This is a genomic window from Acidovorax sp. DW039, from assembly GCF_037101375.1.
In the GTDB taxonomy this organism is placed as follows: Bacteria; Pseudomonadota; Gammaproteobacteria; order Burkholderiales; family Burkholderiaceae_C; genus Acidovorax.
The window spans coordinates 93,738-108,297 of the sequence record NZ_AP029020.1 but is presented as its reverse complement, the minus strand read 5'-3'; the positions used below and the strand labels follow the sequence as shown (position 1 = coordinate 108,297).

At 58.0% G+C, this 14,560-nt stretch carries 13 protein-coding genes and 2 pseudogenes; 2 read left to right on the top strand and 13 right to left on the bottom strand.

Going from position 1 to position 14,560, the window contains the following annotated elements:
• Positions 1 to 50: 50 nt before the first annotated feature.
• On the bottom strand, positions 51 to 1,334 hold the full coding sequence (locus AACH87_RS22185; RefSeq protein ID WP_338799284.1) for a gallate dioxygenase: 1,284 nt from the start codon (positions 1,332 to 1,334) through the stop codon (positions 51 to 53).
• Between the two features lie 322 nt (positions 1,335 to 1,656).
• Here AACH87_RS22185 and AACH87_RS22180 point away from each other — a divergent pair, with 322 nt between their 5' ends.
• Positions 1,657 to 2,592: a LysR substrate-binding domain-containing protein gene (locus tag AACH87_RS22180; protein ID WP_338799283.1), complete on the top strand. Its 936-nt coding sequence runs from the start codon at positions 1,657 to 1,659 to the stop codon at positions 2,590 to 2,592.
• Positions 2,593 to 2,845: 253 nt separating this feature from the next.
• Here the strand turns inward: AACH87_RS22180 and AACH87_RS22175 are convergent.
• The 9 genes and pseudogenes from AACH87_RS22175 to AACH87_RS22135 all read right to left on the bottom strand — a co-directional run.
• Positions 2,846 to 2,938 (bottom strand): annotated as a pseudogene (locus AACH87_RS22175) (IS5/IS1182 family transposase); the annotation flags it as partial.
• 183 nt (positions 2,939 to 3,121) lie between these two features.
• Positions 3,122 to 3,607, bottom strand: coding sequence for a hypothetical protein (locus AACH87_RS22170; protein WP_338799282.1), 486 nt, complete (start codon positions 3,605 to 3,607; stop codon positions 3,122 to 3,124).
• 188 nt (positions 3,608 to 3,795) lie between these two features.
• Positions 3,796 to 4,191: pseudogene (locus AACH87_RS22165) on the bottom strand (type I restriction endonuclease); the annotation flags it as partial.
• Positions 4,192 to 4,223: 32 nt separating this feature from the next.
• Positions 4,224 to 5,303, bottom strand: a complete 1,080-nt coding sequence (locus tag AACH87_RS22160; protein ID WP_338799280.1) for a Fic family protein — start codon at positions 5,301 to 5,303, stop codon at positions 4,224 to 4,226.
• Positions 5,304 to 5,736: 433 nt separating this feature from the next.
• Positions 5,737 to 7,058, bottom strand: a protein-coding gene (locus AACH87_RS22155; protein WP_338799279.1) for an IS3 family transposase whose coding sequence is annotated in 2 segments (ribosomal slippage) — positions 5,737 to 6,659 and positions 6,659 to 7,058 — 1,323 coding nt in all. Because the reading frame shifts where the segments join, the coding sequence is not laid out codon by codon here.
• Positions 7,055 to 7,618: a hypothetical protein gene (locus AACH87_RS22150; RefSeq protein WP_338799278.1), complete on the bottom strand. Its 564-nt coding sequence runs from the start codon at positions 7,616 to 7,618 to the stop codon at positions 7,055 to 7,057. The genes AACH87_RS22155 and AACH87_RS22150 overlap by 4 nt, the downstream gene beginning before the upstream one ends.
• Positions 7,619 to 7,623: 5 nt before the next feature.
• Positions 7,624 to 7,839 carry a hypothetical protein gene (locus AACH87_RS22145; protein WP_338799277.1) on the bottom strand — a complete coding sequence of 72 codons (216 nt, stop codon included), beginning with the start codon at positions 7,837 to 7,839 and terminating at the stop codon, positions 7,624 to 7,626.
• Between the two features lie 835 nt (positions 7,840 to 8,674).
• Complete coding sequence (locus tag AACH87_RS22140; RefSeq protein WP_338799276.1) at positions 8,675 to 9,127, bottom strand: helix-turn-helix domain-containing protein; 453 nt, start codon at positions 9,125 to 9,127, stop codon at positions 8,675 to 8,677.
• A 130-nt stretch (positions 9,128 to 9,257) separates the two neighbouring features.
• Positions 9,258 to 9,569, bottom strand: coding sequence for an HU family DNA-binding protein (locus tag AACH87_RS22135; protein ID WP_338799275.1), 312 nt, complete (start codon positions 9,567 to 9,569; stop codon positions 9,258 to 9,260).
• A gap of 328 nt (positions 9,570 to 9,897) precedes the next feature.
• On the opposite strand from AACH87_RS22135, the gene AACH87_RS22130 reads away from it, so the two are divergent.
• Positions 9,898 to 10,482 carry an HAD domain-containing protein gene (locus AACH87_RS22130; RefSeq protein WP_338799274.1) on the top strand — a complete coding sequence of 195 codons (585 nt, stop codon included), beginning with the start codon at positions 9,898 to 9,900 and terminating at the stop codon, positions 10,480 to 10,482.
• A gap of 334 nt (positions 10,483 to 10,816) precedes the next feature.
• On the opposite strand, the gene AACH87_RS22125 is transcribed toward AACH87_RS22130, so the two are convergent.
• The 3 genes from AACH87_RS22125 to AACH87_RS22115 form a co-directional block, all read right to left on the bottom strand.
• Positions 10,817 to 11,269 (bottom strand): HAD domain-containing protein, encoded by a 453-nt coding sequence (locus tag AACH87_RS22125; RefSeq protein ID WP_338799273.1) that lies wholly within the window; start codon positions 11,267 to 11,269, stop codon positions 10,817 to 10,819.
• 851 nt (positions 11,270 to 12,120) lie between these two features.
• Positions 12,121 to 12,885, bottom strand: coding sequence for a metallophosphoesterase (locus AACH87_RS22120; protein ID WP_338799272.1), 765 nt, complete (start codon positions 12,883 to 12,885; stop codon positions 12,121 to 12,123).
• 187 nt (positions 12,886 to 13,072) lie between these two features.
• A complete protein-coding gene (locus AACH87_RS22115) occupies positions 13,073 to 13,846 on the bottom strand; it encodes a DNA/RNA non-specific endonuclease (protein ID WP_338799271.1) in 774 nt (257 codons plus the stop codon).
• Positions 13,847 to 14,560 lie beyond the last annotated feature (714 nt).

The following is a 14,560-nucleotide window of genomic DNA, read 5'->3' as shown; positions in this document are numbered from 1 at the left end:
TTTCAGCGCTTCCCCGCACAGGTCTGCGCGGGGGCTGCAGGATCAAACCCTCAGCGGTTCCATTCCAGCTTCTGGTCGCTCTTACCAGCCACGGAGTAAAGTGCCCCTGGCGCATTGCGCGTTTGCATGAAGGCCTCCAGCGTCTGGCCGCGCATGGCCGCGTAAATGTGCAGGTTGGACACCCCCACCACCGCGCCCAGCTTTTCCAGCATGAAGAAGATCACGCCGTAGTGAATGAGGCCGCGCCAGTCACGTTGACGCACCAGCTCGCGCTCTTGCGGCGTGAGGGCTGCGGCCTCGAACGCGCCTTCGGGGTCTTGCAGAAAGCGCTCGCGCACTGCGGGATCGATCAGGTCGTGCAAGAAGCGATTCAGGCGGTAAGCCTTGACACTACGGGCAAGGTCAAAGGGGTATGTGCCGGCAAGCGCTCCCGCCCCTTGCAGCTGGGTGGCCATATGCGCACGGTGGCGCTCAACCTCACCTTGCACGGGCGCGCTAGCTTGGTTCTCATAAATAGCCGTCGCAATGCCAGTCATGGAAGGTAAGTAGTAGCTTTGATGCACCTTCCTTACACGCGCCGACATAGCGCCGCGCATCACCAACCACATGATGACTTCGGCCCCCTCCATGCCACCCAGAGTTGCAAACTCGGCCTGGGTCATATCTGCCAAGCGCTCGGGGTCGTTTTCAATCAGGTCCAGAAAGCGCTGGTCCCACTCGGGGTTGTTGAAGCCTGCACGTTCTCCATGCACTTGGTGCGACAACCCGCCCGTTGCCACCAGAGCCACTTTGAGGTCCTCCGGATAGCTCTCAATGGCGCGGCGCAGCGCCTGCCCCAGCTTGTAGCAGCGGCGTGCCGAAGGCACTGGGAACTGCAGCACCCCCACCTGCAACGGCACGATCTGCACCGGCCAAGTGGGTGTGTGCGGGCACAGCATGGACAATGGCGAAAAACAACCGTGATCCAGAGCTTTGTCCTGAAAGAAGGACATGTCGAACTCATCGGCCACCAGCGATTGCCCAATATGCCGCGCCAGTGCAGAGTGCCCAGCCACCGGGGGCAAGTCGCGCGCACCTCCGCCCTCGTCGGCCACGGGATAGCTCTCACCCACTCCTAGAGCAAAGGCGGAGTAGTGATCGAAAAAGAACGAGGTCACATGGTCGTTGTAGACAAAGAAAAGCACATCGGGCTTTTGTTCTGCAATCCAACGCTGCACGGGCTGGAAGGCTTCGAAAATAGGGGCCCAAACGGGATCGTTTTCTTTTTTCTGGTCTAACGCAAACCCGATGGTCGGCGTGTGTGACGTGGCAATCGCGCCAATGATTCGTGCCATGTTGTCTCTCGCTGAATGGATGAAAGGGCGGCCCTGCGGTCGCTAAAAAGGGCGCATTCTGCAAAGCACCGCCCGTTTCGCCCAGATACCGCGATGTCGCGCGAGATAACCCTGAGTTATCAATACAGACGATGGTGCGGCTTGACGAAAGGCACAAGGCCCAAATCTTTTCAACCGATTTGGCGAAGCTGTATTTTTTGCACTGCAAGCACCGTCCCGCCGAGTCATCACCACTCGCCATTGGCGATAACCTGAAGTAATTGATAAAGTCAGGGGTGAACGCTTGCCTCACATTTAGGCAATCGCTGCGCAGGAGAGACTTTTGAAAATCACCACACTCAATGCCCTGGTGGCCGCTATCGAAGAAGGCAGCCTGAGGGGCGCTGCCCGTCGCGTAGGGGTATCGCAACCTGCCCTGACCAAAATGGTCCGCGAGTTGGAAATTGAGCTGGAAACCAATTTACTCATGCGCACCTCGCGTGGAGTACAACCCACAGCACAAGGCAAGGTGCTATACGAGCGTGCAGTGCGGGCTAACCGCGAGCTGCGCGCCGCAGTGGACGAAATCCATCAGATGGACGGACGCTTGGTAGGCGAGCTGCACCTTGGAGCTGTGCCAGTAGCGGTGATGCTCCTGATACCCGAAACCCTTCGCACTTTTGTGCGAGATTTTCCTGGTATCAAGCTGCGGGTTAGTGAAGAGTTGTACGTGGCACAACTGCATAAGCTGCGCTCTGGCGAGGTGGACATCACAATCGGTGGCATCCCTGATGACTTGGCCACAGGCGAGTTTCATATAGAGCCCCTGATGGAAACTACCATGGTGCCTGCCGTGCGGAAAGGCAGCCCCTGGACCAAGGCTCGGCGACTGTCAGACCTTCAATCAGCCCAGTGGGTGTACACCGGCTCCACAAGCGAATCGGGCTACGCGAAGCTGCTGTTTGAACACCATGGCCTCAGCGCCCCTGCCGTGGGCGCTACCGTCAACTCCACCCTGGCACTGCTATCTTTGGCGTGCTCCGGAGACTATGTGGCACTGATGCCACTACAAATTGCAAGGCTGCCCTTTGTTTCGCAATTTCTTTCGATTATTGAGTTGGAGGAAGGCGGCTACCCCCTGCAAGTCGGTGCCATCCTGCGCAGCGACTCTGTTCCCTCCGCCGTGTTGCGCCACCTTATGGCGCACTTGCATCGCGCAGCGCACCAAGTCAAAAAAGGCAACATTCCCCTTCTGGAGCTACCAGTCGGTCAGATATGAGACCCTACTGCGCATCAGCTTGGCCTCACAAAGGCATTTAGTAAACGGGCGTACCCGCGGTGCACGCAAGAGCGGCATCTCCGTGTGCAGTTAGTTCAATCTATCCCCACAGGTGCGCGTGCAGGGGGCGTGACGCCCAAGTTCGGGGGTCAATGGCCCCGTGCAGCGTCTGAGGGTGCCCGTGCACACGCAAAAGTTACTCGACGTGAGTGCTTTTAACTTCGCACATCGCCATGGCGCATACAGAGTCGATTTGTGAAGAGCTTGCTTTGCGAGCACTCTGCAGCAAAGGGCGGATGAGTTCGAACTTCTCTGGGCTGATGTCGCTGGGGTACTTGGCTCTCATGGGCGCAGCAGCATAGCTGCAGTCACCTCAGGCAAAGATTTTGAACAGGCTCTTAGGGCAAGAGGCGGCCACCGTATCTACCAAAGGTACGGTAACCGCCTGGGTGGCCGACTGTCACAGCCCCGAGTCCACAGGCGCAAAGGTCGAGGGCCTGGCGTCAATACGAACTTCGGCTCAGGTAGTTCAGAACACGCCTTGACTGAAAGGCTCGCGCGATCTGCCAACTGTCTTGCCCATGCGCATCTGGCCTGAGTGGCTCCCCCCCCTTTGGATCATCAAATCAAACAGTTCGGGCAAGTCGTGTTCGGCCGCCAGCATCAGCGGCGTTCGGACAGGAATTGGATATTTGTGAGATGCGTTCGGGTTGGCTCCTGCTCCCAGAAGTGCTGCGGCGATTCGCATCAACTTGGGAACGGATTGCCTTGACACGAGCTGGTCAACCAGCGCCTCGGCCACAGCAACTGCCAGTTCTTGATGCGAGCGCAACGCGGCTGTGCTCGAACCGAAAGCGCCAGCGACTCCGACACCGAATCGGCGCAACGTGTCCTGAAGCATCAAGTCTGGCTCCTGCATCATTCGCGCAGTCAAGGTGACCAGCATCCGCGTTGGGTTTACCTTGCCAGACAACCGACTCACCAGGTAGTACAGCGGTGACTGGCTGTCGGTCAACGCACGCTACTCAACATCTGCACCTTGCACTATCAGGGTCTTGATGACACGCGCCCGATCCATGTCGGCAGATTGCATGCCCTCGTTGAGGCCCTCCGTGGCCTCGCAGATGGCGGCAACGCGTGCTTTAAGCACGGCAGCCAAACCAAGCTCATGCTCGCGAGTCAGCCCGCGCAAGAAGTCGAGCAGGTAGGGAAGCCGACCACTTTGCGCGGTGGGGCGTTCTCCAGATCCCAAAAATACAGATCGTGGCCGTTGGTGTAGAAGCAGAACGGCAGCTCACCGCGCAGCTGCTTCTGGATGTTGTAGCAGTACTGCTTGGCCTGCTCACGGCCAATCGCGGCATCACGGCTGGTCTTCTTGGCCTCGATTACGGCCAAGGGTTTGCGATCTTTGCCAAGTAGGACGTAGTCGCTGAACTGGTGGCCCTCATAGGGCTTGCGTGGCTCCGCCACCCCATCGGGTAGGGCGGTAAGGATGTCGAATTCCTCAACAACCTGAGTCGGATCGTTCACGTCCCAGCCTGCCAAAGCAAGTTGCTGGTCGATCAGCTCCGATCTGGTTTGGGCCTCCGTCTTCGTCATCTTTTGCTCCCTCTCGCCTCGTGGTCCGCTACCTATTGATCGATCCGATCAAGGTGTTGAGAACCACTGTCTAACCTGATCCACTTGGCAGCCCGTCCCTTGCCATTTGGTGCGATCAGTCCCTCCGCCTTCATTGCGCGCAAGACGACGCGCACCATGTCGCGGCTGATGCCGGGGCAGGCCTCTTCGATCTCCGAGATGGAGAAGGGCAGTTGGCGTTTGAGAATTTCAGAGCGAACGCGGTCGCCCTTGGCGCCCCGGCCGCGCTCGATGGTGCCCACACGCTCTTCAAATTCCTTGTAGGCACGCAGCAGCGCACCCCAGAAGTAGTCGAGCCAGGGGGCGATGTCGTGTGCGGCCTCGTGCCAGCCCTGGGAGCTGGCCTCCAGCGTTTCGTAGTAGCTCTCTTTTGATTCTTCGAAGATGCGCTCCAGGCTGATGAAGCGGCCCACTGCATAGTCGAAGTGATAGAGCAGCTGCAGGGTCAGCAGCCGAGCCATGCGGCCGTTGCCATCCGGGAAGGGGTGGATGCACAGGAAGTCGAGGATGGCCAGCGGCACCAGCACCAAGGGGTCTGCCAAGTGCTGATCCAAGGCCAAGCGGTAGCGCGCGATCAGGTCCGCCATCGCGATGGGCGTGAGGTGCGCGGCAACCGATTGAGCGCGGATGCGCGAGCTGCCATCGGGGTGGCGCTCGACGATGTCATTGTTGGTGGCCTTCCACTGCCCGCCTGGTTGTGGCATATAGCGGTACAGCATGCTGTGCAGCTGCAGGACCGTGCCTTCGGAAAACGGCATCTGCTCGCCGCTCTCATGGATCAGACCGAGGGCATCGCGGTAGCCTGCCACCTCTTGCTCGGAACGGCTTTGCGGCGCGGCATTCTTGAGCACCAGTGACTTGAGCCGGTGCGCGGCGACGACCACGCCTTCCAGGCGGTTCGACGACTCGGTGGACTCGACCACTGCCACTTGCCGCAGGTCGCTCAAGACCTCCGGCGACTGCGCCACGAAGAGCTGCTGTTTGCCCCTGAACTCACCCAGGGCGCGCAGGGTCGCCAGCTGCTGCGCGTCGAAGCGCAGCTTGGCGAGGTAGTCTGGCGAGAGTGATTGCATGCAGCAGCATCCGGACGGGGAAGAATGGGGTAATGCTACTGCAAATTGGGGTATGTTTGATCTTCATTGCCCCAATAACTCGATGTTTACCCCAATTAGCCCTGTCGGATCAGCTTGCGGACTCCGGTTCGTCGGGATCGGTAGGCGCCACTTCAGGCGCTGTGCCTTTGACCGGTCTCTCTGCATCGATACGCAGTGGCTTCAGCAGATGCGCCGGTTTGCCTTGTGATGCGGTGCCGTAGACCCTCTGAGTCTTTCGGGATAGGTGGCCCAGCCCCCGGCTGACCGCGTCTGCGTCTCCGTTACGCTTGGCATCCGCCCCCCATTGGTGCCTGAGGCAATACGCCGTCACGGTGTCCGGGTGCGAAGGCCACAAGCAGCCAGCTAAGCGCTGTACCTCTGCTGGAATTGCCCCCGTATGACCGGACACGGTCTATTCGCAATTGAGCGCTTGGCCGTTTGACTGGCCCAGGCGCTGACGATGTTGCCTGAATTCACGCGGTGAGCGCATTTTCAGGCCCGAATGGGGATGTACCTCATTGAAGTGCTCGAACGCCGCTGGCAACTGGGCCAGAACCCGTGTGGCATCGCGCAGGTCCATTCTGCTCACGTAATCGCGCCGGAAGGTCTTCACGAATCTCTCAGCCATGCCGTTGCTTTGTGGGCTGCATACCCGCGTGTTGACAGGCTTCAAACCCAGGGAGCGAGCAATTCGACGGGTATCGTGGGAGATGTAGGCACCACCGTTGTCCGTTAAAAACTCCAACTGGTGACCCTCGGGAATGGCCTCCACTGCGCCAAAGCGCTTCTCCACGGCTTCGATGAGCATCTCTCGAACTGGCTCTCCCAACAGGCCCCTGCCTGACCAGGCACGCCAGGCCATGATCTCTCGATCACAGCAATCCTTGGCAAAGGTCGCTGTCACGATCTCACCGGAGTCACACCTGATCTCAAAGCCATCAGAGCACCAACGCTGATCGCTTTTCGGTACCGTCACCTTGCCCTTATGCGGCCGATTCGATTGCTTCAGGCGGGGCGCTTTGGGCAGCAGCAGGTGAGCCTGAGCCATGACTCGATAGGCACGCTTGGCGTTGACCACTGGACGCCCTTGAGCACGGCGATCCCTGTTGACGAGGGCACAAGCCCGGCGATAGCCGTAGCTGCTCAGCTCGGCAATATGCTGGCGAATCTCTTGGATCAAATCATCGTCAGCGGCGCACTTTCTCTGCGTGCGTCCATCAACCCAATGCTCAGGCCTATGCAGGCGTTGATTCACATGCGAGCGCGCCACCCGCAAGCTGTCACAGACCACCTTCACAGGTCGTCCTTGGGCAACAAGGGTGAGCGCGCAATCCACTTTTTTGCAACCGAATACTCCACGGCTTCCTTGAGGATTTCGTTCTCCAAGGTCTTCTTGCCCAGGATGCGTTGGAGCTTGGCGATCTCGGCTCGGGCCGCAGCCAGTTCAGATGCTGGAACCACTGACTCACCGGCAGACACAGCAACCAGCGCGCCTTCACGCTCGAGCTTGCGCCATTGAAACAACAAACTGGCGGCAACCCCTTCTTGTCGGGCCACGAGTGAGACCGACATCCCTGGTTCATAGGTGCGCTTGACCAGGGCGGCTTTCTCCGCAGGGGACCAGCGCCTGCGGCGCTGGTCTTTGAGGATGACCTCTACTGACTCCGTATGCCTATTCGTATTCACAGTCCTACTCCTATCTTCAAAGATAAGCGATGGACCGTGTCCTGTCATTCAGGGGGCCGTTTCACTGCAGAGAAGTTCATGGCGCTCGCGACCTCAACGACGACAGGGGTCTCGGCCGTGCCGGACAACAGCGCCTTGATCATCGACAACAACGGATGCGTGTCTCCCGCCGCGTACGTCAGGCGGCGATGCGGCTGCCCCTGTTCCCGTTTGACCTTCGCACCAGCGACCTCAAAGTGGATCTCGATCTCCTGCGTCGCTGTATCCTGCGTTTGCCAAACCTTGACGCCTCTCTCCAGCTCGCTAGGGCGGCATCCCGTCAGCGCGGCGACCAGCAAGGCAGCGCCGTACCGTCCCGCACTGCCGCGCTTGCAGAGTTGGACGCGCCAGTCAGGGGGAAGCCCACTGAGGGCTCGCCGTTTGCTGTTGCGTAGCGCTCGCAGACCGCCCAGGCCTCTTCGCCGAAGTTCGAGCAGGGCCTGCACGCACGCGATTTGTTCGTCGAACGCAGCGATGTATCTTTGTGCCTGGTCATCGGAAACGGGCTCGATGATGCTGCCCAACAATTCCAACTGCCTTTGCTGCAGGGTGAACCGCAGGGCGGACATGCGCTTCAGGAACGTGGAGGGGCGTCGGTGTCGGACACCACGCCGATCAACCCGTCCTGCGCCACCTTGGCTCGGGTGAGCAGCGATTGCCCGAGTCGCAGGTAGTCGTGCTCCGTGTCGGGAGAGCGACCGGCATTGCGCGAGTGGTCGGGCGCAAGCTGCTGTAGAAGGTTGGTGCTTTGAAGCATCTTGGCTTTTAGGCTTTGTATGAGCTTGCTCATGCACCGCTCCTCTCGCATCGCGCACGGCGGGGCGGACTCACCGCAAAGACTCATGGTTGCACGGGCGGAGGCAAGGCGTGCAGCTCCAGCCCGCCCGGGTATCGGGTGACTTTCGCTTGCGGGTATTCCGCCAGCACTTGGGTAGGGCAAGCAAGAAGCTCGTTCGGAAATCGTCCTCGGCACAAACGCCGCAGTAATCTTGCCCGAATTGCAGGCGCAGCGCCGCGCACGGGACGGTCACGGATGGCCCCTTGATGAGGTGAAGCCGGTTGGCCAGCCATGTGTAGATGTCGATGCACAGGGCGGACCTGGTCAAAGCGTGAAGCGCACGACGATCCTGTGGAACGCCGTGTGCGCGCAACTCCTTGTGGAAGTCGTCGGTGAGAATAAGAACATTGGGCCACTTGTTTAGTTCACCGGCAGAACGCGGCGGCCAAGCTTCGTACTGCTTCACGGCCATGCTGTTGAAAATAGGCCCTCTCGCCAACGATCGCCCGCGCCGCAACGTGCGGCGAACTCTTCAGGACACACTCATAGAGCCAACCAACAGGAGGCACCCACAACTGACCTGGTCATACTCGATAGCCAGCCACGCCACCTTCTCTATGGCTGCAGCCAGCATGGTGTTAACCCGCTCTAGAATTCCACACCTATGCTTCCCAGGACGGTCACCTGCATGACGAGCAGGACAGCCGCGAAGCGATGACCCGCGTCGGCATTGCTGAAAAATGGCCTGATGCTGTGGAAGCGACGAGAACACTGGCCCAGTTCTACGACGACAGAACCTGCGAGCCATTCGCCGCCATTGAGCTATCCAGGGCCAGCGACCGCAGGCCTAGTCCTGACTCAGCAAAGCCAGAGCTTTGCGCTTGCTCAGCTTAAGAACCTTGGAAATACGGTCCATCTGTGCTGCACGGGGATGGACTTTGCCAGACTCCCACTTATAGACAGACAGCCAAGAGGCTCCTACAAGTTGCGCCATTTGCTTTTGAGTGATACCCAGCTCAGAGCGCTTGTCTGCAAACGCTTGGGCGCTGAAATCGCCACCAGCAGCTTGCTTAGGTTGATCCGCTTCGACTGGAGCTGGAGCTTTAGTAGCACCAGCCTTGGACACCACACGGTGTGCAGACTTCAACTGTGAGGCCAATGCCTTGACTTCGCGCTTTAACGCAGCAATCTCCGAACGATGGCTGGTAATGATTTTGCGCAGGCTCTGGAGCTCAGGCTTGAGCTCCTTGCGGGCCATCCGGATGACTTCAGCACGAAATGCATTGGAGAACGTGTTCATACCCGCGATGTTACGGGATCGGCTCATCCTGCGAGCGTGAGTATTGACTACTGCAGTCTTCACTCAGGAAAAACAAAACCGCCGGAGGCGGTTTTGAATGAGGCCTGTGAACCTCACAGCCTGTGGTCTGTTACTTGGCTGCTTTGTCTGCCTTGCGCTTGGCAGCCTTGGGGTCCACCACAGCCTTGAATTTGGTACCCGCTACAAACTTGGGTACTGTGGTTGCGGGGATCTTCAGGGCCGCCCCCGTGGAGGGGTTCTTGCCCGTTCGAGCAGCGCGCTTGGCGGACTTGAAAGTGCCAAAGCCCACGAGTTGGACAGCGTCGCCCTTCTTGACAGCAGTTTGGACGGCATCAATGAAAGACTCCAGCACTGCTGCAGCAGCAGCTTTGGAAAGGTCGTTCTTTGAAGCCAGGATTTCAACGAGTTCTGCGCGGTTCATATAAGTGATCAGTGGTTCATAGTGAAAGAGGTGCTGTTTATAGCGCTGTTTGAAAGTTACTTCGACACCCAATGACTATCCAGCGCGTTCCCCGTGTCATAGTTGCAATACATAAGGCACCATGCCACACTTTATTTTTGGCTCGATCCTCAAAGCCGCCTGTAGGAAGTCGACGGTAATAGCTCACGCCGGCTGCCGAAGATGGCCCACAGGTTTTGGTTAATACGGCGGTCAGACGCTTTCTCCAAGTTAGTGGCTCTGAATACGTTGCACTCTAGAGAAGGAGTGTCTTGTCTTACCTGTAAACAACGAAAACTCCGTAATGGGCATGACGGCTTTGAGCAACTCTGGCTCCTCTCCATACCTGCCAGCCTCCACACCGCGCAGCGCCGACGTAGTGTTGTACCTAGACCTGGACGGCGTGGTGCACCACGAGAAAGTGCTTTGGCATCCCAGCAAAGGGATCTTCATGAGCCCATACGAAGCTGCGGGACACGCCTTGTTTGAGTGGGTGCCGATCCTGGAGGCAGCCCTTGAGCCCTATCCTGCGGTGGCTTTGGTGCTCAGCAGCACGTGGTGTATCAGGCCCGGCTACAGCGCAACACTCAAGCGGCTTCCCCCCTCCTTGCGCGCCCGCTTCATTGGCGGGACGTATCACAAGCGGGTACATGGTGCAGACCCCTGGAATCAGTCTATGTTCCGCAGCATGCCACGGGGCGTACAGGTGCAAGAGGATGCACGGCGCAGGAAGCCACGGCAGTGGCTTGCATTGGATGATGATGTGCAGGACTGGCCCGATGTGTCAAAGCAAAACCTGATCACATGTGAAGGGGGTACAGGGCTTTCTGATCCGGAGGTTCAGAGAGAACTCCGGGAGAAGCTTCAGCGTTGTCATACGGCACTGGCTAGGTGACTATTGTTCAAACACTAGGCCTTATGGCAGGGGGCGTCATAGGGGAGTTCGCACACTGTGAAACCCTGAGATCTGGCCATGATCCAGTCGAACCCGCTGCAAGCGGCAAGGGTCCGCATCGGATGAAGATAGCCATAACTGAAAATTAGCCCCACATATAGATTCATGTGGAAAGACATAATTAAATTGTTAGCGTCTTCTTCGGCCCATAAGTCAACCGACTATTTTCTTGGGGGACACATACGCGCCTTGGTCACTCAGTATCACGTATGTAGGTCGAAAATTACCACTCGCCGGAGAATGCGGAGCTATCTGCTCTGCATGCCAAAGAGCCTTAGATTAACTGACGCATCCTCTCCTTTAACTGGTCTCCCCCCGAAGGAGTAAGGCCTGTCTTGCCATTCACCAAGATCAGTGATTTACAAAACGGCCGAAACAACCATGAACGGTCATCCAAAGCCAGCCAGGGCAAATAGGATAGTTCATTTGCCTTGAGCCACGCATGGCACTCAGCTTCCCGCTCATAGCTGACAAGGGTGGATGGAACATCGTCCAAAGTGTTGAAGCGGGGGGTATTCGCAATCACCCTGGGTGCGATGTCTTTAGAAAACCGGTCGCGCAGTTGATCGAACGGCTTTTGCAGCCGCCATGTGCTGGAAATCACGACTTGCCACTGGGGCACTTGCCGCAGAGTGTCTTCCAGCACAGGAAGGCAACAGAAATGCCGGGACCCATGGCAATGTTCAGGGTGAAGGACCCCATCAAAGTCCAGAAACAGGATAGCCATGGTGATATCTCTGAAGGGATCTTACAAGAAGGGAATGACCAACGGACAGTAGCCCAGCGAAGCGCGCAGACAGGACGTCAGTGTGAATTGACATGCTGGGTCCCAGTCTATGTACACAGACTCGGTGAGGCAGTTGCGGACTGACCCTTCAGCCCTACTCACACAGCGGGCGATGACCTTTAGCGACGACATCGATGAAATCGCCAACACTGAATAAAGCAATTCGATTGCGCTGTACTGACTGCTGAATATACGCTGCAAGAGACAACAGAGATTCGATGTGTCGATAGAACGTGCCAACCGAACCAACGTGCCCCCCGATTACCGCTTTACCGCATGCCGTTGCTGGTGCTATACCCAGACAATGAGCCTATTCGAGGCGGATCAGACGTTCTGTACATCTGACTAGATGCAGTGCGGCAGCACACCATTACCGTACCTGTTCCATTGACTGATTGAATCGTCATGACAAAACCATGCCCAGATAGCTGCATCAATGCTCCAAAGCCTACTTTGCGTGACGACCTAAAAGGCGGATCTGCAACGAGGGTGCAACAGAGCTATGAAGCAGACGATGGCCCACTGTCTCCTGAGCAGATACTGGCCCTCCAGGCCGTAGCCAACGCGGAGCTGCCAAAGGGGGCTGTTGTCCGGAGGGTGTGTCTTTTTCCTTGAGAACCGAAATAGTTGAAAGGCATCCCCGCCTAGCATGTAACAATCTCGTCTGATCTGTCCCCCCCACTGGCCATTCGCACCGACGCCCGCACTGGAGCCAAGGAGCATGGCCGCATTGACGACGCTGGCATCTTTTACCCAGAGCCGCAGCCCGCTTGACGGGCTCCACGCGGGCGTCAACTGACTGCGTTCACCGTCAGTAGCAGCCCTGGGTCAAACTGGCTGTTTTCGAAATGCCCACCCCGGCGCAAGTACCCCCGAGGGTTGCAGACAACTCTGCAGCCGTGCTCTAGGTAGTCGAACGAGGTGTGGGTATGGCCGTGAATCCAGAGGTGGGTGTTTTCAAAAAACTCGCGCCCCAGGGCTGAACCAAAAGCTCCATTGGCAGGCTCACCTTCGTACTCCGCTGCCGTTGACTGAGGACTTGGGTAATGGTGGGTCACTACGACCCGCGTTCTTTGAAGCGGCTTGGCCAGTTCGCTGGCCAGCCAAGTGCGACTGGCTTGGTGGCGCTCGATGGTGCGCTCGGGCGTGCAGCCAGCGATCTGGCGGTAGTCAGCCATCAACCGCTTGGCAGCCTGGATGGATTCCTCTTTGTTCAGTGCGCCCATCAACTCAAAGTCGGTCCAAAAAGTGGCCCCCAGGAAATCCACACCGTCGATAGTGAGGGTCTCGTTTTCCAGGAAATGGACGCCACACTGGCGTGCGGCCTTGCGCATGTCCATCAAGCACCGCTCCCAGTGCCGGTCGTAGAACTCGTGGTTACCGGCGACCAGAATGATGGGTTTGTCTCCGAAGGCTTCCCTGGCCCAGAAGGGGGTGTACTCGCCGTTATGGATGTCACCTGCAAGCACGACCACATCGGCTGCCCGCAAAGCCTCTGCGTCGGGTCTGAAGACGGCCGATTCAGCGTGGAGGTCTGAGAGTACGTAAAGCTTCATGGTCGTTTGCGCCACTTGAAATTTCTCAATGCCCGTTGGTTGGCTCTCCATAGTGCCACGACCGCATCCGGCGCCTTCCATCGCACAGGATTGCCTACGGGGTTGTCATGCAAGCATGGGGCATGCCTGTCTTCGCTTCTGCCAATCAGACGGAAGAAACTCCACAAACTGAGCTTGAGCCTCAGGCCTATCGGGCGGTAGCCGGAAGAAACTCCATTCCTGTACGTCGCACCAGCTCCGCATAGCTGATAGGCGCCGATACACGCTCCCCCTCACGGTTCTCCTGCCAATGCGCCCATGACTTGCCAGTGCTGGCGTCGTAGACCAGTTTGAACAGATACTTGGGAACACGCACCCGGCCGCCACCAATGGTGGGGGCACCTCGCTCAAACACTGGCCCCGTGATCACATACACATCCCCGCTTGCACGCAAGACGTACTTGCGAGTGTCCTGTTCGATCTTTGCCCAGGAACCTCCGTTTTGCTGAGGGTTCTGCGGGACCATATTGGCCAGGCTAAATGACTGTGCCATGGCCGTGGGTGTCGACATGTCCCCAGCGGGTGCCATGTGCCCCCTCGAATACCCGGAATGCTTGTAGTCCTCCAGCTCTGCGCGCTCCGCCGCTGGCAAGCGTGCGTCGGCGAAGAAGCGATCAGCTCGCTTCTCATTTGCGTCCTCAAGGATCTTGCGATTCAAGCGTTCTGCGACATACACCGGGGTCTTGGACTCACCGCTGTGCAGCACCGCAAAAGACTCATAGCAAAGCTCCCGCAGTGCAGGGCGCTGAGGTACGACAGGTGGACGCCCATCCACAAAAAATTGCCGACATTGAGCGAAGCTGGTGGGATGAGGAACAGTGAGCGGACTTTGGTCATAGTGACCTCGGGCCTGTACATAAAACGGAGATAGAAACACGAGTGCCAGTGCTGCAGCCACTGGGCGGAAGGCAAGAGATTTCACGGAGGATCGATCAACAAAAGGGCCGCGATTTGACCACCAAATCCATCGTTAACAGATCGATACACTCAAAGCCAGGGAGAGAAGTCGATGCACCGTCTGGCGTTGTTTGCTGTAGTGTTTCTTTGCGCGTTCACAGCGCAAGCTCAAGAGGTCTACCGGTGTGGAAACACCTACACCCAAGAGCCCTGCAAAGGGGGCCGCACTGTCGATGTGTCGCCCACGCTGAGTGACCTGAGCGGTCCTAAGACCACGGTCATCTACCTGTGCAGAGCACCGGGGGGAAGCCTGTACTGGATTCCTGAAAAATGTGCCACCCGAGGCTGGACACTAGAGCGCAGCGCTACGGTCTCTAATGGCATTGGCTGGGACAACCAAGTCGCAGAAGCACGCAGACAGAGAAACGAGGCTGAGGAGCTGACACGCAGGCCTGCTGCCGTTTACAACGGAGCACCTCAAGCATCCCAATCCCCATCATCTGCGGACGCCAGGGCCCAATGCACAGCACTGAACGAACGGGTGGCCATGCTGGACTCCATGGGGCGCGCAGGTAGCCGCTACTACGACCTGGACTGGGTGAGATCGGAGCGGAAGAAAGCACGAGATGAGCAGCATCGGTTACGGTGCTGAGCGCATTCGCAGTCTGATTGCACAAGCATGGCTGAAGGTCGAAGGCAGCGAGCCTCTTAACTTTCATCACCAACACCGCTACCAATC

Excerpts from the sequence above, each read along its gene's own strand:
- AACH87_RS22160 (WP_338799280.1), bottom strand. The coding sequence starts at position 5,303 with ATGCAATCACTCTCGCCAGACTACCTCGCCAAGCTGCGCTTCGACGCG.
- AACH87_RS22145 (WP_338799277.1), bottom strand. The coding sequence starts at position 7,839 with ATGAGCAAGCTCATACAAAGCCTAAAAGCCAAGATGCTTCAAAGCACC.
- AACH87_RS22185 (WP_338799284.1), bottom strand. The coding sequence starts at position 1,334 with ATGGCACGAATCATTGGCGCGATTGCCACGTCACACACGCCGACCATC.
- AACH87_RS22140 (WP_338799276.1), bottom strand. The coding sequence starts at position 9,127 with ATGAACACGTTCTCCAATGCATTTCGTGCTGAAGTCATCCGGATGGCC.
- AACH87_RS22150 (WP_338799278.1), bottom strand. The coding sequence starts at position 7,618 with ATGTCCGCCCTGCGGTTCACCCTGCAGCAAAGGCAGTTGGAATTGTTG.
- AACH87_RS22135 (WP_338799275.1), bottom strand. The coding sequence starts at position 9,569 with ATGAACCGCGCAGAACTCGTTGAAATCCTGGCTTCAAAGAACGACCTT.
- AACH87_RS22120 (WP_338799272.1), bottom strand. The coding sequence starts at position 12,885 with ATGAAGCTTTACGTACTCTCAGACCTCCACGCTGAATCGGCCGTCTTC.
- AACH87_RS22130 (WP_338799274.1), top strand. The coding sequence starts at position 9,898 with ATGACGGCTTTGAGCAACTCTGGCTCCTCTCCATACCTGCCAGCCTCC.
- AACH87_RS22125 (WP_338799273.1), bottom strand. The coding sequence starts at position 11,269 with ATGGCTATCCTGTTTCTGGACTTTGATGGGGTCCTTCACCCTGAACAT.